Annotated in this window: 18 protein-coding genes; 7 read left to right on the top strand and 11 right to left on the bottom strand. The window is 51.2% G+C overall.

Annotated elements, in window-relative coordinates:
• Window positions 1–54 precede the first annotated feature (54 nt).
• Window positions 55–2085 (top strand): alpha-amylase, encoded by a 2031-nt coding sequence (malS, locus tag HVZ39_RS00685; protein ID WP_181633108.1) that lies wholly within the window; start codon window positions 55–57, stop codon window positions 2083–2085.
• A 134-nt stretch (window positions 2086–2219) separates the two neighbouring features.
• Window positions 2220–3512, top strand: coding sequence for a valine--pyruvate transaminase (gene avtA / locus HVZ39_RS00680; RefSeq protein ID WP_228522540.1), 1293 nt, complete (start codon window positions 2220–2222; stop codon window positions 3510–3512).
• Between the two features lie 36 nt (window positions 3513–3548).
• Here avtA and HVZ39_RS00675 read toward each other — a convergent pair whose 3' ends face one another.
• Complete coding sequence (locus tag HVZ39_RS00675; protein ID WP_181633107.1) at window positions 3549–4022, bottom strand: 4Fe-4S dicluster domain-containing protein; 474 nt, start codon at window positions 4020–4022, stop codon at window positions 3549–3551.
• A 237-nt stretch (window positions 4023–4259) separates the two neighbouring features.
• Window positions 4260–5000, bottom strand: coding sequence for a MipA/OmpV family protein (locus HVZ39_RS00670; protein WP_016154944.1), 741 nt, complete (start codon window positions 4998–5000; stop codon window positions 4260–4262).
• A 121-nt stretch (window positions 5001–5121) separates the two neighbouring features.
• On the opposite strand from HVZ39_RS00670, the gene HVZ39_RS00665 reads away from it, so the two are divergent.
• Window positions 5122–6075, top strand: coding sequence for a LysR family transcriptional regulator (locus HVZ39_RS00665; protein ID WP_016157735.1), 954 nt, complete (start codon window positions 5122–5124; stop codon window positions 6073–6075).
• A 48-nt stretch (window positions 6076–6123) separates the two neighbouring features.
• Here the strand turns inward: HVZ39_RS00665 and HVZ39_RS00660 are convergent, their stop codons facing one another.
• Entirely contained in the window at window positions 6124–7260 is a 1137-nt protein-coding gene (locus tag HVZ39_RS00660) for an HlyD family secretion protein (RefSeq protein WP_016154946.1), read from the bottom strand.
• A gap of 5 nt (window positions 7261–7265) precedes the next feature.
• Window positions 7266–7589, bottom strand: coding sequence for a DUF3302 domain-containing protein (locus tag HVZ39_RS00655; RefSeq protein ID WP_016154947.1), 324 nt, complete (start codon window positions 7587–7589; stop codon window positions 7266–7268).
• A gap of 694 nt (window positions 7590–8283) precedes the next feature.
• Between HVZ39_RS00655 and HVZ39_RS00650 the strand changes: the two genes are divergently transcribed.
• A complete protein-coding gene (locus HVZ39_RS00650; protein ID WP_181626798.1) occupies window positions 8284–9372 on the top strand; it encodes a type I restriction endonuclease in 1089 nt (362 codons plus the stop codon).
• A 40-nt stretch (window positions 9373–9412) separates the two neighbouring features.
• Here the strand turns inward: HVZ39_RS00650 and aldB are convergent, their stop codons facing one another.
• The 7 genes from aldB to HVZ39_RS00615 form a co-directional block, all read right to left on the bottom strand.
• A complete protein-coding gene (gene aldB, locus HVZ39_RS00645) occupies window positions 9413–10951 on the bottom strand; it encodes an aldehyde dehydrogenase AldB (protein WP_019078065.1) in 1539 nt (512 codons plus the stop codon).
• A gap of 92 nt (window positions 10952–11043) precedes the next feature.
• The gene (yiaY, locus tag HVZ39_RS00640; protein WP_181633106.1) at window positions 11044–12195 is read right to left on the bottom strand and encodes an L-threonine dehydrogenase; all 1152 of its coding nucleotides are present in this window, start codon (window positions 12193–12195) and stop codon (window positions 11044–11046) included.
• Window positions 12196–12383: 188 nt separating this feature from the next.
• On the bottom strand, window positions 12384–14228 hold the full coding sequence (gene selB / locus HVZ39_RS00635) for a selenocysteine-specific translation elongation factor (RefSeq protein WP_016157738.1): 1845 nt from the start codon (window positions 14226–14228) through the stop codon (window positions 12384–12386).
• Complete coding sequence (gene selA, locus HVZ39_RS00630) at window positions 14225–15616, bottom strand: L-seryl-tRNA(Sec) selenium transferase (protein ID WP_181633105.1); 1392 nt, start codon at window positions 15614–15616, stop codon at window positions 14225–14227. The genes selB and selA overlap by 4 nt, the downstream gene beginning before the upstream one ends.
• 98 nt (window positions 15617–15714) lie before the next feature.
• A complete protein-coding gene (locus tag HVZ39_RS00625; protein WP_047501319.1) occupies window positions 15715–16323 on the bottom strand; it encodes a glutathione S-transferase in 609 nt (202 codons plus the stop codon).
• Window positions 16324–16393: 70 nt separating this feature from the next.
• The gene (locus HVZ39_RS00620; RefSeq protein ID WP_016157740.1) at window positions 16394–17530 is read right to left on the bottom strand and encodes an HlyD family secretion protein; all 1137 of its coding nucleotides are present in this window, start codon (window positions 17528–17530) and stop codon (window positions 16394–16396) included.
• Between the two features lie 2 nt (window positions 17531–17532).
• Window positions 17533–17895 carry a DUF3302 domain-containing protein gene (locus HVZ39_RS00615; RefSeq protein WP_016154955.1) on the bottom strand — a complete coding sequence of 121 codons (363 nt, stop codon included), beginning with the start codon at window positions 17893–17895 and terminating at the stop codon, window positions 17533–17535.
• A gap of 533 nt (window positions 17896–18428) precedes the next feature.
• Here HVZ39_RS00615 and mtlA point away from each other — a divergent pair.
• The 3 genes from mtlA to mtlR all read left to right on the top strand — a co-directional run bounded on the left by mtlA (window position 18429) and on the right by mtlR (window position 22301).
• The gene (gene mtlA, locus HVZ39_RS00610) at window positions 18429–20345 is read left to right on the top strand and encodes a PTS mannitol transporter subunit IICBA (protein ID WP_016154956.1); all 1917 of its coding nucleotides are present in this window, start codon (window positions 18429–18431) and stop codon (window positions 20343–20345) included.
• A gap of 220 nt (window positions 20346–20565) precedes the next feature.
• Window positions 20566–21714, top strand: coding sequence for a mannitol-1-phosphate 5-dehydrogenase (gene mtlD / locus HVZ39_RS00605; protein ID WP_016154957.1), 1149 nt, complete (start codon window positions 20566–20568; stop codon window positions 21712–21714).
• On the top strand, window positions 21711–22301 hold the full coding sequence (gene mtlR, locus HVZ39_RS00600) for a mannitol operon repressor MtlR (protein ID WP_005120486.1): 591 nt from the start codon (window positions 21711–21713) through the stop codon (window positions 22299–22301). The genes mtlD and mtlR overlap by 4 nt, the downstream gene beginning before the upstream one ends.
• Window positions 22302–22307 lie beyond the last annotated feature (6 nt).

The following is a 22307-nucleotide window of genomic DNA, read 5'->3' as shown; positions in this document are numbered from 1 at the left end:
CCGGCCTGATTTCGCTGGCAAACTGGCGAAAATCGCAGCATCAAGGACAGCACTATGAAACTTGCCGCCGTTGCGCTGGCGCTAATGCCCAGCATTGCCATCGCCTCATCATGGACGTCTCAAGGACTTCCCACCTTCGAAGCGGAAGGTACGGGTAAATTCGTCAGCCATGCAGCGTTGACGAAGGGTACCCGTCCTTTAACCCTGAATTTTGACCAACAGTGCTGGCAGCCTGCTGATGCGATAAAACTCAACCAGATGCTGTCGCTAAAACCTTGTGAAGGCACGCCGCCACAGTGGCGTTTATTCAAAGACGGCGATTACACGCTGGAAATCGATACCCGCTCCGGTACGCCAACGCTGATGCTGTTGGTAAAAAGTGCTAAGGACACCGTCACCACCCAGATTCGCCAATGCCCGAAATGGGACGGTTCACCATTAACGCTGGACGTGAGCCAGACCTTCCCGGAAGGTGCCGTGGTGCGTGATTTCTACAGCCAGCAAACGGCAACGGTAAAAAACGGGTCGATTACCCTACAGCCCGCCGCAACCAGTAACGGGCTGTTGCTACTGGAACGGGCGGAAACCGATGCCCCCGCCGCTTTCGACTGGCATAACGCCACGGTGTATTTCGTCCTGACGGACCGCTTTGTGAATGGCGATCCGAGTAACGACCACAGCTATGGGCGTCGCAACGACGGCATGCAGGAAATTGGCACGTTCCACGGTGGCGATTTGCGCGGGCTCGCCAGCAAACTCGACTACCTGCAACAATTAGGCGTCAACGCCCTGTGGATCAGCGCGCCGTTTGAGCAAATCCACGGCTGGGTCGGCGGTGGCTCCAAAGGGGACTTCCCCCACTACGCTTACCACGGCTACTACACCCAGGACTGGACCACGCTTGACGCCAATATGGGAAACGAAGCGGACCTGCGTGCGCTGGTCGATGGCGCACACCAGCGCGGCATCCGTGTCTTGTTTGATGTGGTGATGAACCATACCGGCTACGCCACGCTGGCGGATATGCAGGAGTATCAGTTTGGGGCACTGTACCTATCGGGCAATGAGCTGAAAAAAACGCTCGGGGAACGCTGGACGGACTGGCAGCCATCCGCCGGGCAAAGCTGGCACAGTTTCAATGATTACATCAACTTTAGCGATAAAGCTGGCTGGGAAAAATGGTGGGGAAAAAACTGGGTCCGCACCGATATTGGTGATTACGACAATCCTGGCTTTGACGACCTGACGATGTCGCTGGCTTTCCTGCCCGATCTGAAAACCGAATCCACCACGCCTTCCGGGCTGCCAAACTTTTATCAGCACAAGCCGGATACGCACGCCAAAGCCATCGCCGGTTACACACCCCGGGATTATCTGACGCACTGGCTCAGTCAGTGGGTGCGTGATTATGGAATTGACGGCTTTCGGGTCGACACCGCTAAACACGTCGAGCTTCCCGCCTGGCAGCAGCTAAAAACACAAGCCAGCGCGGCGCTGGTCGAATGGAAGAAAGCCAATCCGGAAAAAGCGCTGGATGATAACCCCTTCTGGATGACTGGCGAGGCCTGGGGTCACGGTGTGATGCAAAGCGACTATTACCGTCACGGCTTCGATGCGATGATCAATTTCGACTACCAGGAGCAGGCGGCAAAGGCCGTTGATTGTCTGGCAAATATGGACCCCACCTGGCAGCAGATGGCGGATAAATTGCAGGACTTCAACGTCCTGAGCTATCTCTCCTCGCACGATACACGTCTGTTCCGCGAAGGTGGAGACAACGCCGCCGAGCTATTGCTGCTGGCACCTGGCGCGGTTCAACTCTTTTATGGCGACGAGTCGGCCCGCCCCTTTGGCCCAACCGGCTCAGACCCATTACAGGGTACGCGCTCAGAAATGAACTGGCAGGATGTGACCGGGAAATCTGCCGCCAGCGTCGCCCACTGGCAGCGAATCAGTCAGTTCAGGGCCAGGCATCCCGCCATTGGCGCCGGTAAACAAATCACGCTGCCGCTGACGCAGGGATACGGATTTATTCGTGAGCATGGCGACGATAAGGTGATGGTGGTGTGGGCCGGCCAGCCCTGATCCCGGCAGGCTTCTCGCTGTCCACGCAGCGGGAAGCCTCACTCAACATTAAAAACCAGCCAAATAAAAATCATTAGCACAAAATCTCAATCCAGCCTGATACCCCTGATTTGCACCCTGCCATGGGTAGCGCTATGGTTAGCCACTTTACTACTCAGTTCGACAGACCACCTGCTATGACATTCTCACTTTTTGGCGACAAATTTACCCGCCATTCAGGCATCACACGCCTGATGGAGGACCTTAACGACGGTTTACGCACCCCAGGCGCCATCATGCTCGGTGGCGGCAATCCGGCGCAAATTCCAGAGATGCAAAATTACTTTCAATCTCTGCTGGCAGATATGCTGGAAAACGGCAAAGCCACTGATGCGCTTTGCAATTACGATGGTCCACAAGGTAAAACCGAGCTGCTGACTGAGCTGGCGAAACTGCTACGTGAGAAGCAGGGTTGGGATATCGAGCCACAAAATATTGCACTGACAAATGGCAGTCAGAGCGCATTTTTCTACTTATTCAATCTGTTCGCCGGACGCCGCGCCGACGGAACAACGCAAAAAGTGTTGTTCCCGTTAGCTCCGGAATACATTGGCTATGCCGATTCCGGGCTGGAAGAGGATCTTTTTGTCTCCGCGCGTCCAAACATCGAACTGTTACCAGAAGGTCAGTTTAAGTATCACGTTGATTTTGAACACCTGCACATCGGTGAAGAGACGGGCATGATCTGCGTGTCACGTCCGACAAATCCGACAGGCAACGTGATCACCGATGAAGAGCTGATGAAGCTGGACCGGCTGGCCAACCAGCATGGGATCCCGCTGGTGATTGATAACGCCTATGGCGTACCGTTCCCCGGCATCATCTTTAGCGAAGCGCGCCCGCTGTGGAATCCCAACATTGTGCTGTGCATGAGCCTTTCCAAGCTGGGTCTGCCAGGCTCCCGCTGCGGCATCATTATCGCGAATGAAAAAATCATCACCGCCATCACCAACATGAACGGCATTATCAGTCTCGCGCCTGGCGGAATGGGTCCGGCAATCATGTGCGAAATGATTAAGCGCAACGACCTTCTGCGCCTGTCCGAGACGGTGATAAAGCCGTTTTATTATCAGCGCGTTCAGGAGACGATTGCGATCATTCGCCGCTATTTATCTGAAGATCGGTGCCTTATTCATAAACCGGAGGGCGCGATTTTCCTGTGGTTATGGTTCAAAGATTTGCCTATCAGCACCGAACTGTTGTATCAGCGTCTGAAAGCGCGCGGCGTGCTGATGGTTCCCGGTGACTACTTCTTCCCGGGTCTGGATAAACCCTGGCCGCATACGCATCAGTGTATGCGGATGAACTACGTGCCAGAACCGGAGAAAATCGAAGCTGGAGTGAAGATTCTGGCTGAAGAGATCGAACGCGCCTGGCAGGAAGGCTAACGCAAGTCCCGACCTAACTACAGGTCGGGACTCAAATTACTGTGGAAGTGAACACAGACGCTGGCGCTGAATACTGACGGCATCTATACACTGCAACGCGCTGGTCGGGCAGGCTTCGACACACGCCGGCCCCGCATCACGGTGCCAGCATAAATCGCACTTTATCGCCTGTACCCGCGACGAGCGGGCGACGACATTCATTGCCCCAAACGGGCAGGCCAGCATACAACTTTTACAGCCAATACAACGCGTCTGTTCAACGAAGATATGCCCATGTTCACGACGAATTGCGTGCGTCGGGCAGACATTTGCACAGGGAGCGTCCTCGCATTGATGGCAGGCGACTGCCGTCGTAAAGGTATCGTCTTTGATCACGCGGATGCGCGGGGTAAACGCAGTAGGAGAGACCGACGCGCAGTCCTGGTTTTGCTGGTGCGCGACGACGCAAGCAACTTCGCAGGTACGACACCCAATACATTTTGCCGCATCCGCCATAATAAACTCGTTCATTGCTCCCTCCGTCTGCGTGAAAACCACAGAGTGCCAGAGAGGTTGCCCCTGACGCCTTGATCGGACAGGGGAAACGGTTAAATATTGTCAGGTGCCTGAACAACTATGGCGATCCGCCTAATCGCGAGCGGTAAAGCCCAGCTCATTGGAAATGAGCCGGATGACGATGCTTCGGGTCTTATCCAGTATACCGCATTGAAAAGATTGCCCTCCTCCCTGAGGACAAACGGGTGAGAATCAGAAACGCCAGGTCAGACCGGACATAAAGGTAAAGCTGTCATCACGGTCAACCATCGGGCTATTTTTAATATCATCTGGCAGCGCACTATAGTTGGCGCTGGCCAGCAGCGTCAGATTGCTGGTCAATGCGTATTTAGCGGACAGGCCAACATACGGTGTCCAGCTATCGCCAGGGGAGTAACTTGATAACCCACTACGGCGGGATTCATTGCCAGAGATGCCGTAGTAATATTCGTTGAAGTTTTCGTCATAGTAGAGCACGCCAATCGCCGGCGTCAGCGTCAGCTTGCCCATCGGCATTTGGCGAAACAGAGACATTTCGCCAACCCAACCGTTGCTGTTGTCCAGCACATCCGCTGCTGCGGAGACTTTCACACTGCCCCATTTCTCATGGTGATACCATGCAGCACCCGCCATCGCGGTTGCGTCACGCTTGTTCAGTTGCTTCATCGCTTGATCGTCGTTATCACCCGGATCAAACTCAAGCGGCATGTATGAGGCAGTAATGCTAAATTCATTACTTTCATTTTTTGAAAGAATATAACCTAACGTTGTTTGCCTAAAATAAAATGATTCACTTTCATAACTGACAAGCGGTACTGCGTGAACGTTATCATTATATCCACGATAAGGAGATTCGTTATATACAGCGCCGCCGCCAATAGAAAATTCTGCGGCAGTTGCGCTCGCCATAAATGAAAAGGCGAATAGCGCCACAATATTGCGTTTAATTAACATGCCCACATTCCATTTTAAAATAAGATACAAAACGCGTGCATAATAATGCTTACAATTTCATCGGTGCAAGATTCATATTTATATAGTAATATATACAAACATATATATATTGGGTTTGGCGATGAACAAATTACAACTCAAACACCGGGAACTGAAGATTATTTCGGTAATTGCTGCCAGTGAAAACATCAGTCATGCCGCTACGGTTCTCGGCATCGCACAAGCCAACGTTAGTAAGTATCTTGCTGATTTTGAATCCAAAGTTGGACTAAAGGTATTTGATCGCACCACTCGACAGCTCACCCTCACACCGTTTGGTACAGCGCTGCTTCCTTACATCAATGACATGTTGGACAGAAACGATCAGCTCAATAATTTCATTGCTGATTATAAGCACGAAAAACGTGGCCGGGTAACCGTATATGCTCCGACGGGCATAATTGCTTATTTATCGCAACATGTGATCGCAAAAATTCAGGATATTGGTGGAATTAGCCTCTCACTTAAAACATGTAACCTGGAACGAAAGGCATTTTTTGAAGGTGTCGACTTCCCTGAAGATTGTGATATTTTAATTACCTATGCGCATCCTAAAGATGAATCTCTGGTTGCCAGTTTCATTACTAAATATGCGGTGACGGCTTTTGCCAGCCCTGAGTATATCAAAGCACATCCTATTAGTAGCCCTGATGAACTGGAAGAACATTCCTGTATCCTGATTGATTCCATGATGATAGATGAGGCTAATATCTGGCGTTTCACTTCTGCCGGAGGCAAGGAGATGCACGATTATCGGGTAACCGGAAATTATGTCTGCGACAATACACAGTCTGCACTGGCGCTGGCACGTAACCATCTGGGCATTGTTTTTGCGCCAAATGCGAGTGTGCAAAAAGATGTTGAATCCGGGTCGCTGGTTCCATGTTTCTCAGAACAACATGAATGGTGGCTGGATTTGGTGGTGATTTTCCGCAAACGTGAATACCAGCCGTGGCGGGTACAGTTTATTCTTGATGAGATGTTGGCAGAGATCCGCCAGCAACTTACTCAGGCGCTGGAACAGCAGCCTGAGTAAGCGAAATTAGGGTACCAGGTTCAAAATGGTAAGCAAAATAGCCTGCGCCTAGTGATCGAGATACAGATAATGCACCCAACTGGTCATGCGCAGCAGAACCTTACGCATCACTGACACATGGGTGAAGTGATCAGAATAAACCGCGACCTGCGCATAAATCCCATCAGGCAGAGCGTTCACATCCACATTATCATTCAGCTCAATCGTGGCAATCACCCCTTCCGATCCGGGCGTAGAATTTAAGGATTGCAGCGCCCCATTCGACTGGTATGTCCCCCCCGGTACGGCCGGACTGATGGCAGCCAGTTTGCCGCTGAAAACCTTACCCGGCAGGGCGTTAAACACCACTTCAGCTTCATCGCCTGGCTCCAATCGCAGCAACGAGTTTTGCCGGAACTGGGCGATAATTTGCCGTTTTTGATCCGGGATAAACACCATCACCGGACGCATAGGCAGCGCGGCGGCATAGGTTCCCGGTCGCATCAGCACCTGCGTAACGTAACCATCGCTGGGCGCGCGAACCACTGTCTGGTCCAGGTTGAACTCCGCTTCGGCTAACTGCGCTTTCAGGCTGGCAATTTGCGAATTCTCACCCTGCACCAGGCTGTCTAACTGACTCTGGATTTGCTGTTGTTCCGCAACGGAGGATTTCACCGCTGCTTCCTGCGCCAGATAATTTTGCCGCGCCGCATCGATATCGCGTTCAGAAAAAGGATTGACCTTCGCCTGACTCCCCTGCGCATAACGCTGGTAATCTTTAGCTAGCTTGTCACGGGTAGCCTTTGCCCGCTGCGTGTTGGCTTGCATTTCGTCTAACTGCGCCACCAGCACCTGCTCTTTATGTTGTGCAGTGACAATATCAGCTTTCAGGCGATCAACTCGTGCCTGATAACGTCCCGGATTAAGTTTAAACAGTACCTCACCTTTTTTGATCAGCGTATTCTTCTTATCCGTCACTTCCGTCACGACCCCCGTGACCTGCGGTACTACGGGAATAGAAATTACTGCCTTTTGCGCCTTAAATGTATACGGATGGTTATAATTCATCAGTAATATAAGCCCGCAGACAATGAATATACCGCCCAATGCTGCAGTGGGTACTGTCCATTTATTGGCAGGAATTTTAAAAATCTTAAATATTGACCATGCGCACGCCACATAGGTCAGAACGATCAATAAATCCATCGATATTACTCCGCCGGAGAGGTCTTCGCCTCACCCAGTTTCTTTTCCAGATCGGCAACCCTGGCCTGCAACTGGATCAGGGAAGAATCCGCGCTTTGCATGCCCCACCCGCGTTCCGGGCGATAAAGCGTTGCCCAGATCCATAAAAAAGGCCACATGACATGTAAGGTAAACAAACTCACCCAGCCCGCGACATGTATTGCGTCAGCATGAGGATGGTTACGTTTCTTTGCAATGAGATAGGGAATATCATGCAGAATAATAATCCCGTAAAAAATGACCAGGAATACAAAAATAAGCACTCCTAATGCAAAATAATTAAGGAACATATTTGCCTCAGGGATTTAAATTGAAAAATCGGCTGCAATTTGATTTACACAATAGAGTTGATAATAGTAGTGGAATGACCAGATTGGATGCAATCGTCTTATTTATATAACGATATATGGGTTTATATATATAACAGTTAAATCTTGATAGCGCGGCGACATTTCTCATAGAATAAAGTTCATTAATATCAGACCAGCAAGCCCTAACACCACTGCACGGACATACTGCACGATTTTTTGTTCTCTAGGCGTGAAGGCCCGTTTGTAATGCAATAGTTTATGTTGTTATATATTTGTTAATTAAAAATAGCAGTATGCACTCTAACTACATTGCCTTGTCATGAATGCTGCTTTTTACTCTTTTGATGAGCTCGATAATCTCTTCACTTACTGTTTATTGATAAATAACTATACATCACTTTTCTCATTTCAAAATTTATTTATTCATGCCTATAGCTTAACCATAAACATAACATTTGATAATACAATTTTACTATTTATATAAATCGTGATTTATTTTTTATTAATAGAATAAGATATTGAATTTTATATTTAGCTGAGTTTTTACCAATAACGTGATGAGCTTCAAATTTTCGATACTAATGTTCTTGCAAGATACTCAATATAGGACTACTTACATTTCTATCATGCTTTATCTAGTTTTTTATGACAAATGGGTACAAAGGAGTTTGTTATGTCCGTTGAGTTTATGGAAAAGCTAAACCAACTAGCTTCAAAAATAAAACAACAATCTAGCGCTACTGAAACTGAGGAAGCAACAAAGAATGCTTTTGTTATGCCATTTATTAATAATGTACTTGGCTACGATGTTTTTGACCCTACAGAAGTTATTCCAGAATTCGTATGTGACGTAGGTACAAAGAAAGGCGAAAAAATAGATTATGCCATTCTGAAAAATGGTGATGTTCAAATTCTAATTGAGTGCAAAAAAATTGGAGAACCTCTCAACATACATCATGCCTCACAACTTTTCCGCTACTTTCATGTAACTAACGCCAGAATTTCAATACTAACGAATGGACAGGAGTATAAGTTTTTCACGGACTTAGATGCCCCTAATAAAATGGATGAAAAACCGTTTCTCGAGATCAACCTTCTTGATTTGGATGAAATGGTCATCCCTGAAATTAAGAAATTAACCAAATCTGCATTTGACCTAGAATCAATACTAAATGCTGCTGGAGAATTAAAGTATGTTAGTTTGATAAAAAAACACCTTCATAATCAATTAAACAATCCTGAAGAGGATTTCGTAAAGTTTTTCGCATCAAGAATATATGAAGGTATGTTAACACAGAAGGTCAGAGAAACATTTACATTATTAACTAAAAAAGCGGCGACTCAATATATCAACGCCCAGATAAATGAAAGATTAAAATCAGCCATTGGTGGTAATGTAATTCAGGTTCAAGATTCAACAAATCCAATTAACGAGAATGACGCCCCCGCTAACATTATAAAAGATGAGAATGACATTATTACAACAATGGACGAACTTGAAGGATTTCACATTGTGAAAGCAATAACGCGAACAGTAATCGATGCCCCAAGGATAATACATAGAGATACAAAAAGTTATTTTGGTATATTAATTGATGACAATAATAGAAAACCACTTTGCCGACTTCATTTTAATCGTAATCAAAAATACATTGGAATATTCGATCTAGACAAAAATGAAACTCGCCATCCAATTGAATCATTGGATGATATTTACAAATTCAGCACTGAATTGCAAGCCACAGCTGCATTGTATAACTAATAGAGAATAGGCAGTATTACTACTGCCTATTTAAACTGTATTAAAATAGTCCCAGCGGTTTATCTGAGTAGCTCACCAGCAGACATTTGGTTTGCTGATAATGCTCGAGCATCATCTTATGCGTCTCGCGCCCGATACCCGACTGCTTATAGCCACCGAATGCCGCATGGGCCGGGTAAGCATGGTAACAGTTGGTCCAAACACGCCCCGCCTGAATCCCACGGCCCATCTTGTACGCCAGATTTCCGTTACGGCTCCAGACACCAGCGCCAAGCCCATATTGGGTGTCATTGGCGATTTCCAGCGCCTCTTCCATAGTTTTAAAGGTCGTGACGGCCAGCACGGGCCCGAAGATCTCTTCCTGGAAAACCCGCATGTTGTTCTTGCCAAACAGAATGGTTGGTTCGAGGTAATAACCTTCTTTTAAGTCGCCATCCAGTTGCTTGCGCCGCCCACCGGTGAGAACATCAGCCCCTTCTTTCTTACCAATATCGATGTAATTCAAAATGGTTTCCAGTTGACCATGCGAGACCTGCGCACCCATTTGCGTCACGCTGTCTAACGGGTTGCCGCTGCGAATACTCTCCACCCGGCGAATAGCTCTTTCCATAAAACGTTCGTAAATAGATTCCTGTACTAACGCACGGCTCGGACAGGTACACACTTCACCCTGATTGAAGGCAAACAGCGCGAAACCTTCCAGCGCTTTGTCAAAAAAAGCATCCTCTTCATCCATCACATCAGCGAAGAAGATATTGGGCGATTTCCCACCCAGCTCCAGCGTGACGGGAATAATGTTCTGCGTGGCGTATTGCATGATCTGCTGCCCAACTTCCGTTGAGCCGGTAAACGCCACTTTCGCAATGCGTTTAGACGTCGCCAGATACTCACCGATTTCCCCACCCGCACCGTTTACCACGTTCACCACGCCTGGCGGGAGCAGATCGCCGATGACTTCCATCAGCAACAGCACGGACAGCGGCGTGAGGCGCGCGGGTTTAAGCACGACGCAGTTACCCGCCGCCAGCGCGGGCGCCATCTTCCAGCTGGCCATCAGCAACGGGAAGTTCCACGGGATAATTTGCCCTACCACGCCAAGAGGTTCATGGAAGTGATAAGCCACGGTCTCGCTATCAACCTCGCTTATACCCCCTTCCTGCGCACGAATACAGGAAGCGAAATAGCGGAAATGGTCAATCGCCAGCGGAACATCTGCCGCGCTGGTTTCGCGGATGGGCTTACCGTTATCCCAGGTTTCTGCCGTCGCCAGCAGTTCCAGGTTTTGCTCCATACGATCGGCGATTTTGAACAGTATCGCCGCCCTGTCCTGCACGGATGTCTGCGCCCACTTGTCTTTTACTTTGTGCGCGGCATCCAGTGCCAGATCGATATCCTTTTTGCCGGAAGAGGCCACTTCGCACAGTAATTGCCCGGTTACCGGCGTCAGGTTTTGGTAATACTCGCCGTCCACCGGGGCAACCCAGTCACCGCCGATAAAGTTATCGTATCGGGCTTTTAACTTCAGAGGGTAACCATACTCGCCGGGATAAATACGCGTTGAAGGGGGGTTATTGGTCATGACCGTCTCCTTGCTGTAGGGGTACTACAAGGGTAGACGGGGCTGGCGAATTATTCGCCAGCCATTTACTGCTTTACGACAGGTATCACGAATTACATAGCAGCGCGATAAATCGCCATGATTTCTTCATGAGTCGCGTGAATCGGGTTAGTGAAACCGCAGGCATCTTTCAGAGCATTGGTCGCCAGAACGGCAATATCCTCTTCCTTCACGTTCAACTCACGCAGACCTGCCGGGATATTCACTTTCTGCGCCAGTTCGCGGATCGCCGCGATGCAGGCTTCCGCCCCTTGCTCTGCGCTCAAGCCAGCAACGTCCACGCCCATTGCCGCAGCGCAATCACTCAGGCGAGCGGCAGCCACTTTGCTATTGAAGACCTGCACATGCGGCAGCAGCACTGCGTTACATACACCGTGCGGCAGATCGTAGAAGCCGCCCAACTGGTGCGCCATTGCGTGCACATAACCAAGAGAAGCGTTGTTAAAGGCCATGCCCGCGAGGAACTGCGCGTAAGCCATGGCTTCGCGCGCCTGAGCATTGCTGCCATCTGCAACGGCGACCGGCAGGTTTTCCGCAATCATGGTGACCGCTTTCAACGCGCACGCATCGGTAATCGGCGTTGCAGCAATAGACACGTAGGCTTCAATGGCGTGGGTCAGCGCATCCATACCGGTTGCCGCTGTCAGGGACTTCGGCATGCCGACCATCAGCGAGGAGTCATTAACGGACAGCAGCGGCGTAACATGCTTATCCACAATCGCCATTTTAATGTGACGTACTTCATCGGTAATGATGCAGAAACGGGTCATCTCAGATGCCGTGCCCGCGGTGGTGTTAATGGCGATCATCGGCAGCTGTGGTTTTGCAGAACGGTCCACACCTTCGTAATCGCGAATATCGCCGCCGTTAGCCGCCACCAGCGCAATGCCCTTCGCACAATCGTGCGGAGAACCGCCGCCGAGGGAAATAACGCTATCACATTCATTTTCTTTCAGTATATGCAGGCCAGCAGCGACGTTACTGGTCGTGGGATTAGGATGCGTACCGTCGAAAATTACGCTGAAAATATCACGTTCCTGTAATGCTTTTTGAATCTCGCCAGCCATACCTAATTTTGTCAGCATGGCATCCGTGACAATCAGCGTACGACGAAAACCATATTCCGCCATTGTATTCATTGCGTCTTTTAATGAATCAGCGCCGATTACATTCACGGAAGGAATAAAAAATGTTGAAGCAGCCATTGTACGATCCTTAATTACTCTAAAGAGTCAGGAAGCATACGAGTGAAATATCCAACAAAATATGATCGTGGTTGTTATTTTAATAACACCCACAATTAAAAAGCACATTAGGTTCATAATCTAATGTGCTTATTTCAATCAATATTTATTTTGTATTAATTCATTTAATTCCTGAATTAATTGTTTCATTACTTTTCGGGAAACAACAAAGCATCGCGTAATAAATGATCATTTCCCCGGCGACGCGTAAAACCAATGCGGTCAAAATATTCCAGAATCTGGATAGCCAATTTGCGTCCAACGTTAAGCCTGTCGCGGAAATCGGCAGCACAGGTCGATCCTTTCTCCTGATCCAGTTCGCGGATCATATTGGCAAAGGCCACAATCCGATCGTTACGGTAATAGCGATCTTTGACGATCGCGGTGATGATGCCTTGCTGCGCAGCTTGTCGTAACGCCACACGCATCATCTGCTCATCTGTGCCCGTCTGTTTTGCCAAATCGCGCACCCACCACGGCTCATCGCCAAAAAGCGGTTCTGCTTTTTGCCAGATAGCCTGCTGCTCTTCGCTGAAACCGGCCTTATGATCCGGCAAATGCAGCCAGCCATGATGGCTATGGATGGCGCCGCTCTCACGCATCTTTTCAATCAGCAGCAGGACCAGCGCTTCATCTTCCATCGGCAAAGCCATACGGCGCAGGCGTTCTCGCCCAGGTCCTGGTTCATCACGGTGCTGCTCGTGGTACGTTGCCAGCGTATCAAGGACTTTCCGCTGCCAGCGCGCTGCAACGGCAGCATTCAACAGACTGTATCCCGCCTGAATAAAGCCATGCAGCTCAATCAACGGACGCATACCGTTGCCGTTGAGCTGACGCGCCCAGGCGAAGTCAGGAATATTCACCGCCCCGCGCGTCAGATGCAGCGCCAGAGCTTCGCCGTCACTCTGTACCTTCTCCAGCGCTGCCAGCCACTGCAAATATTCCGGCTTACGCTTCCCGCGACGCGGCGGATTGAGCGTTACCACGCGCGCGCCAGCCAGCGTCGTGCGGGCCGAAATATCGCGTAGCACCAGACGGTCGTTATCGGCGAGCCAGAGCGGTGTATCAAACACCAGTTCCGCCAGCGTCCCTTCAAGCAGCGAGATTCTCCCGGTGACGTGGCTGGCCGCGTGGTGAATATGCAGCGGTTGCCACTGCATCAGCGGCGCGGCATGCTCCAAAGAGACAATCACGCGGGTAAACGCCTCTGGCGGTGCATCGGAGAGCAGCCAGTCGCCGCGGTTAAGCTCTTCTTTTTGTGCATCACCAGCAATATTCAGCGCAATACGTTGCCCCGCCTGCGCGCGATCGGTGGCCTGATTTTGCGCATGCAAGCTACGTACGCGCATCGGTTTGTTGACGCCCGTGAGCCACAGCGTGTCACCAACAGTCACCTCACCGCTAAGCGCCGTCCCGGTCACCACCAGACCCGCGCCTTTGACCGTAAAGGCACGGTCAATCGCCAGGCGAAAGCTGCAATCGCGGGCATGCTCGCGCGACGTTAATTGCTGTAAATGATCGCGCAGTTCTTCGATTCCACGACCTTCACTGGCAGCCGTCACGAACAGAACCGCATCGGCGAATCCATAGTTCTCAAGCGCAGTATGCACCTCAGTACGTACCGCGTTGATGCGATCGTCATCCACGCGATCGGCTTTCGTGAGCGCCACGGTGATCTGCGGGTTGCCCGTCAGTTGCAGAATTTGCAAATGCTCACGCGTTTGCGCCATCACGCCGTCATCACACGCCACCACCAGCAGCGCATGGTCGATCCCGCCGACACCCGCCAGCATGTTGGACAAAAACTTTTCGTGTCCGGGAACATCGATAAATCCCAGAATCCTTCCGTCCGGCTGCGGCCAGTAGGCATAACCGAGATCGATGGTCATGCCGCGCTTTTTTTCTTCCGGCAAACGGTCGGCATTCACGCCGGTAATCGCCTGTAATAACGTTGTTTTTCCGTGGTCAACGTGTCCGGCGGTTGCAATAATCATTTCAGCATCATCTCCATAAACCGGGTCTCGTCCTCAAGGCAGCGCAGATCCAGCCATAAGCGACCATCATAAATTCGCCCAATGATCGGCACGGGCAGCGCACGCCAACGGGCGGCCAGTGCTTCGAGGCGGCTACCGCGCCCGTCATGTGGCGTAAAGGTTAATGCCGCGCTGGGCAGCCTATCAACAGGTAGCGAACCGCTGCCTATCTGCGATAAACAAGGCATAACGTTCAGGGTGAATTCGTCGCCGTAATGATCAGCAAGCCTTGCCTGTAATTGTTGCGCCTGCGCGTGGACAGCCTCCTGCGAGCGGGTGAGCTGGCGTAAAGTCGGCAACTTCGCTGCCAGCGCTTCCGGGTGCAGGTAGAGCCGCAGCGTCGCTTCCAGCGCAGCCAGCGTCATTTTATCAGCCCGTAATGCACGTTTCAGCGGATGGCTCTGTAAGCGCGCAATCATCTCTTTTTTACCGACAATAATCCCTGCCTGCGGCCCTCCCAGTAATTTATCGCCAGAGAAGCTCACCAGGCTGACGCCAGCGGCAATCAGCTGTTGCGGCATCGGCTCCTGCGGTAATCCATACTGGCTGAGATCGACCAGCGAGCCGCTGCCGAGATCCGCCACTACCGGAACATCCAGCTCCTTGCCAATAGTGGCCAGCTCTGCCTCATCCACCGACTTCGTAAAGCCTTCGATGCTGTAATTACTGGTATGCACTTTCATCAGCAGACCGGTGTTTTCATTTACCGCCTGACGATAATCTTTCGTGTGGGTCCGGTTAGTGGTACCCACTTCGCGCAGAATACATCCGGCCTGACACATCACGTCCGGAATACGAAACGCGCCGCCAATTTCTACCAGTTCTCCGCGTGAAACGACCACCTCTTTGCCGTTAGCCGTGGCCGCCAGCATCAGCAAAACCGCTGCCGCATTGTTATTGACGATACAGGCGTCTTCCGCCCCCGTCAGACGGCAGAGTAAATCCGCCAGGGCCCGATCCCGATGTCCACGCCCGGCATCATCCAGGCTGTATTCCAGCGTCACCGGCGTGCGCATCGCCTGCACCACCGCCTCGATCGCTTCTTCGGCCTGCGATGCGCGCCCAAGATTGGTATGCAGCACCGTTCCGGTCAGGTTAATCACCGGACGCAGCGCACTTTGCGATTCTCGTTCCAGCCGGGCGCAGGCCTCTTGCGCCCAGTCCTCACACCATGCCGGGAGCGCGTGCGTGTCGCGAATAGCTTCTCTGGCTTCGTCGAGCATGTGACGCAGCAGGTCAACCACCCGGGTATGACCGTGAGACTCACGTAAAGCTGGGAAGGCGCTATCGCGCAATAAACGATCGATAGCAGGAAGCTGGCTGTAGAGTGAACGCATGTCGGTTGTCATGAAAGGGCCTGGCTGTTGGTGGCCCTCTCCACCGTGGAGAGGGATATCGATATAGGAAGGATTGTACCGTGACTTTGCTTAGGCGAGTATAATGTGTATCAAGCCTTTGGCGGTTCCGTACGGGCAAAACTTTCGCGTTGAAAGAGCGTTTCCACCAGTTTGACCAGACGCGGGCGATCAACACACCAGCCGGGCGCAACCCGACGGAAATTGAGATAACCGACGGCACAGGCAATCGCAATGGTTGCCAGGTTAACCGTATCGGTTTTCAGCGTACCCTCCGCCAGATAACCTTCCAGCATATCCAGACTACGGGTAATCTTTTCTCGCTGGCGTAACAGTTCGGTTTCTGACTGCTGCGCGGCGGGGCGAGCCTGTTCGCGTACCGAGACTAAACCGGCATCCATAATGCCATCGGCCAGCGCTTCCAACTGGCGTACCTTCAGCGCCGCCAGTGGTTCACGCGGCAGCATCGCTGGCGCAATATCCAGCAGTTCTATGTATTCCGCGATGATCGGAGAGTCAAACCAGTACTCGCCCTCATCGGTAACCAACGCGGGCACTTTTCCTAACGGGTTATAGCGTGCCACGCCGTTATCTGCGTTATAGGGGAGTTCATTCACAAATTCGAAGGTGATGCCCTTTTCCAGTAACAGAATAGAAATTTTACGCACAAAAGGGCTGGTATAGCTGCCAATGAGTTTCATGCCGGGTCCTTTTTGCCAACAAAAATATCAGTATGGCTCAGGTCAGTGCAAATGGCAGGTGATGACGGTCTCAATGATCCAAATAAAGGTAATGCATCCAGCTGGTCATGCGCAGCAGCACTTTACGCATCACTGAAACGTGAGCGAAATGGTCGGAATAGACCGCCACCTGGGCATAGATACCGTCCGGTAACGCATCCACATCGGCATTGGGAGCCAGCTCAATCGTGGCCAGCACGCCATCGGTACCCGGCACCACCGTTAAGGACTGTAATGCTCCCTGCGCCTGATAAGAACCGCCCGGAACAACCGGCAGAATGCTGGTGAGCTTGCCGGAGAATACCTGGCCTGGCAGCGCGTTGAAGACCACTTCCGCTTCATCACCCGGTTTAAGACGCAGCAAGGAATTCTGGCGGAATTGCGCCACGATTTGCCGTTTTTGTTCCGGAATAAATACCATCACCGGGCGCAGAGGCAGCGCGGCGGCATAGGTCCCGGGCCGGATAAGCACCTGCGTTACATAACCGTTGCTGGGCGCACGTACGATAGTCTGCTCAAGATTGTATTTGGCTTCAGCGAGCTGGGCGCGCAGAGACGCAACCTGAGATTGCTCTCCATTGACCATACTGTCTAACTGGCTCTGAATCTGCGTCTGTTCAGCAACGGAGCCTTTGACCAGCGCATCCTGCGCCAGGTAGTTTTGCCGGGCATTGTCGATGTCGCTTTCAGAGAATGGATTAACCTTCGCCTGACTACCCTTCAAATAGCGTTGATAATCTTTATACAGGCGATCTCGTTCAGCGGAAACGCGGGTGGTATTGGCTACGGCTTCAGACAGCTGCGCTTTCATATTGTCGATGTTGTGTGTAGCGGTCACCAGGTCGGCCTGTAGCCTGTCGACCCGCGCCTGATAACGAACGGGATCGAGTTTAAATAACACCTCGCCTTTTTTAATCAGCTGATTATTTTTATCTGTCACCTCACTAACAATTCCGGTGACCTGTGGGGTAACAGGAATTGAAATAACCGCCTTTTGCGCCGTAAAGGTATACGGGTGGTTATAGTTCATTAATAAAATGAGTCCCGCCACAATAAACACCCCACCTAATGCGGCGGTAGCAAGCGTCCATTGATTTACCGGAATACGGAATATTTTAAAAATGGCCCAGGCGAATGCCACATAGGTTAGGACAATCAACAAGTCCATGATCAAATCTCCGGAAAGGTGGAGTTATCGTTTTTTTTCTCCCCATCCAGCCTATTTTCCAACTGGGTGATGCGCGCGGCCAGTGCGGCAATTTCAGGGTCAGGCTCCTTCCCGGACGGCGTGATGTGTGACTGCATTCCCCAGCCTCGTTCTGGCTGATAGAGCGTGGCCCAGATCCACAGGAAGGGCCAAATAACATGCAGCGTAAATAAACTCACCCAACCCGCCGTATGGATGGCATCGGCATGGGGATGGTTGCGCTTCTTAGCCATGTTATAGGGAATATCATGGATGGCGATGATTCCGTAAAACAGAACCAGAAAAACGAAGATCAGCACACCTAACGCGAAATAGTTTAGAAACATACCCGCCTCGTATTCACGCTAATCAGAGCTTTCAATTGCAGGCAGCCGAAAGGAGTCATGGCTGGTAATTTGAACATAATTGCAGTTAGTCATTTCCGCCATACCACCAGGGTATAAATTTTCAAGTTGATGGCTTGCGGGGTAGTTGCAAGAAATAGGTGATGAAACAGAATCCGCTCCAGATCACACCAGGAGAAATCCAGACAAATATTTATTGCGAAGTAGATCACAAATACCCAACAAACAGCCAAAGCAAAAACGTGAACAACTTCACACTTAACGCCCGTTTTTAGCCAATTCTTGACCTGTGATGTTTTTTTGTACCGATATTTTGTGATGAAAATCACATTAACTAACGCCATACACCCTATATTTACGTGACAAACGTCACATAAAAAGCCGTCGACTGGACAGTTGAACGATTCAGTGCCAGATTTCGCAGTATCTACAGGGTCCGGCTACCTCCTGCCGCTACATTAACAAACCTCGGGCTTTTAGCCTGCGCGACAGCAAACATAAGAAGGGGTGTTTTTATGTCATCCGATATTAAGATCAAAGTGCAAAGCTTTGGTCGATTCCTCAGTAACATGGTGATGCCAAATATCGGCGCGTTTATCGCGTGGGGTATTATCACCGCATTATTCATTCCGACGGGGTGGTTGCCGAACGAAACGCTGGCGAAGCTTGTCGGCCCAATGATCACCTATCTGCTGCCGCTGCTGATCGGTTATACCGGTGGTAAGCTGGTTGGCGGCGAGCGTGGCGGCGTGGTGGGTGCTATCACCACCATGGGCGTTATCGTCGGTGCCGATATGCCAATGTTCCTCGGCGCGATGATCGCAGGTCCGCTGGGCGGCTGGGCTATCAAACATTTCGACAACTGGGTAGACGGTAAGATCAAGTCCGGTTTTGAGATGCTGGTGAATAACTTCTCCGCAGGCATCATCGGGATGATCCTCGCCATTCTGGCATTCCTTGGCATTGGCCCATTGGTTGAAGCACTGTCCAAAATCCTGGCGGCAGGCGTTAACTTCATGGTTGTCCATGACATGCTGCCGCTGGCGTCTATCTTCGTTGAACCGGCGAAAATCCTGTTCCTCAACAACGCCATCAACCACGGTATTTTCTCACCGCTGGGTATTCAGCAGTCCCATGAGATGGGCAAATCCATCTTCTTCCTGATTGAAGCTAACCCGGGTCCGGGTATGGGCGTTCTGCTGGCATACATGTTCTTCGGTCGCGGCAGCGCTAAGCAGTCCGCAGGCGGCGCGGCTATCATCCATTTCCTGGGTGGTATCCACGAAATTTACTTCCCGTACGTGCTGATGAACCCGCGTCTGATCCTGGCCGTTATCCTCGGCGGTATGACTGGCGTATTTACCCTGACTATCCTGAACGGCGGCCTGGTTTCTCCGGCTTCTCCGGGTTCTATCCTGGCCGTGCTGGCAATGACGCCGAAGGGTGCTTACTTCGCGAACATCGCTGCTATTTGTGCCGCAATGGCTGTCTCCTTTGTCGTCTCAGCCATTCTGCTGAAAACCAGCAAAGTGAAAGAAGATGATGACATTGATGCCGCAACTCGTCGTATGCACGACATGAAAGCGGAATCCAAAGGTGCATCTCCGCTGGCGGCTGGCGACGTGACTAACGACCTGAGCCATGTGCGTAAAATCATCGTTGCCTGCGATGCGGGTATGGGCTCCAGCGCCATGGGTGCGGGCGTACTGCGCAAGAAAGTGCAGGATGCCGGTCTGTCTCAGATTTCCGTCACCAACAGCGCGATTAACAATCTGCCGCCGGATGTCGATCTGGTCATTACTCACCGTGACCTGACCGAACGTGCGATGCGCCAGGTGCCTCAGGCGCAACACATTTCGCTGACCAACTTCCTCGACAGCGGCCTGTACGCCAGCCTGACCGAACGTCTGGTTGCTGCACAGCGCCACAACGTGAACGAAGAGAAAGTCCGCGATCACCTGAAAGACAGCTTCGAAGAGGGTGATACCCACCTGTTCAAACTGGGTGCGGAGAATATCTTCCTTGGCCGTAAAGCCACTAACAAAGAAGAAGCGATTCGCTTTGCCGGTGAGCAACTGGTGAAAGGCGGCTACGTTGAGCCAGAATACGTCGAGGCGATGCTGGACCGCGAAAAACTGACCCCGACTTACCTCGGTGAGTCCATCGCAGTGCCGCACGGTACGGTTGAAGCCAAAGACCGCGTACTGAAAACCGGCGTGGTGTTCTGCCAGTACCCGGAAGGCGTGCGCTTCGGTGAAGAAGAAGACGATATTGCCCGCCTGGTCATTGGTATCGCCGCACGTAACAATGAACATATCCAGGTGATCACCAGTCTGACCAACGCTCTGGATGACGAATCCGTGATCGAACGTCTGGCCCATACCACCAGCGTGGATGAAGTTCTGGAACTGCTGGCAGGTAAAAAAGCTTAACCGTTAAGTATCTCCAAAATAGTTCGAGCTGCAGAAAGGCGGCAACGCAGCGAATCCCCAGGAGCGTACATAAGTACGTGACTGGGGTGAGCGAGGAGAGCCAACGCATCTGCAGTTCGAAATATGAAGGCGATATCCTCTCCCTTGTGGAGAGGGTTAGGTTGAGGGAAACGCCTCACCCCAGCCCTCTTGGGTAAAAACATTAATGAAGGTTAATACTATGAAAGCATTACATTTTGGCGCAGGTAATATCGGTCGTGGCTTTATCGGCAAACTGCTGGCGGACGCGGGGATACAACTGACGTTCGCGGATGTAAACCAGGTCGTGCTCGATGCCCTGAATGCCCGTCATAGCTATCAGGTTCATGTGGTGGGTGAAAACGAGCAGGTTGATACCGTTTCCGGCGTCAACGCCGTGAGCAGCATCGGCGATGATGTTGTCGACCTGATTGCCCACGTAGATTTAGTCACTACCGCCGTCGGTCCGGTCGTGCTTGAGCGTATCGCTCCGGCCATCGCCAAAGGGCTGGTTAAACGCAAGGCGCAGGGCATCGCCACTCCGCTGAATATTATCGCCTGTGAAAACATGGTGCGCGGAACCACCCAGTTGAAAGGCCACGTTATGAACGCGCTGGCAGATGAAGACAAATCCTGGGTTGAAGAACATGTTGGCTTCGTCGATTCCGCCGTGGACCGCATTGTTCCCCCTTCGGCTTCTGCGACCAACGATCCGCTGGAAGTCACCGTCGAAACCTTCAGTGAGTGGATTGTCGACAAAACACAGTTCAAAGGCGAACTGCCTGACATCCCGGGAATGGAATTAACTGATAACCTGATGGCATTTGTCGAACGTAAACTCTTCACGCTGAACACCGGGCATGCTATAACCGCGTACCTCGGAAAATTGACCGGTCATCAGACCATCCGTGACGCGATTCTCGACGAGAAAATCCGTGCAGTGGTAAAAGGTGCGATGGAAGAGAGCGGCGCGGTACTGATCAAACGCTATGGCTTTGATGCAGCAAAACATGCGGCATACATTCAGAAAATCCTCGGTCGCTTTGAAAACCCGTATCTGAAAGATGACGTTGAGCGCGTGGGTCGTCAGCCGCTGCGTAAACTGAGCGCGGGCGACCGTCTGATTAAACCGCTGCTGGGCACGCTGGAGTATGGCCTGCCGCACGCGAATCTGGTCACCGGTATTGCTGCAGCGATGCACTATCGCAGTGAAGAAGATCCGCAGGCCCAGGAACTGGCCGCGCTGATTGACGAAAAAGGTCCACAGGCCGCGCTGGCACAGGTTTCCGGTCTGGATGCCAACAGTGATGTGGTGGCGGAGGCGGTTAACGCATATAACGCAACCAAATGATAGAGAATGTGGCGCAGGTCAGCCTGCGCCCAAATGACAGATTGTCAGATATGCAGGCAATAATGGAACAAACGCAGGCCTTTGAAAATCGTGTGCTTGAGCGTCTGAATGCTGGCAAAACCGTACGCAGCTTCCTCATCACCGCCGTAGAACTGCTCACCGAAGCGGTAAATATCCTTGTGCTTCAGGTATTTCGCAAAGACGACTATGCGGTAAAATATGCCGTAGAACCCCTGCTCGACGGCGACGGTCCGCTGGGCGATCTTTCCGTTCGTCTGAAGCTAATTTACGGTCTGGGCGTACTCAGCCGGCCGGAGTATGAAGATGCGGAGCTTCTGATGGCGCTGCGGGAAGAGTTAAACCATGACGGTAATGAATACGCGTTCACCGACGACGAAATTCTTGGCCCGTTTGGCGAACTCCACTGCGTGACGGCACTCCCGCCGCCACCGCAGTTTGATACCTCAGACTCAGGTTTGCACGCAATGCAGATTCAGCGCTACCAGCAGATGGTACGCTCCACGATGGTACTTTCCCTGACCGAGCTGATTTCTAAAATCAGCTTAAAAAAAGCCTTTCAAAAATAAGACCCT

Source organism: Citrobacter sp. RHB35-C21, from assembly GCF_013816515.1.
Classification (GTDB): domain Bacteria; phylum Pseudomonadota; class Gammaproteobacteria; order Enterobacterales; family Enterobacteriaceae; genus Citrobacter; species Citrobacter braakii.
The sequence above is the reverse complement of the archived record's forward strand: the minus strand, read 5'-3'. Positions and strand labels throughout refer to the sequence as shown.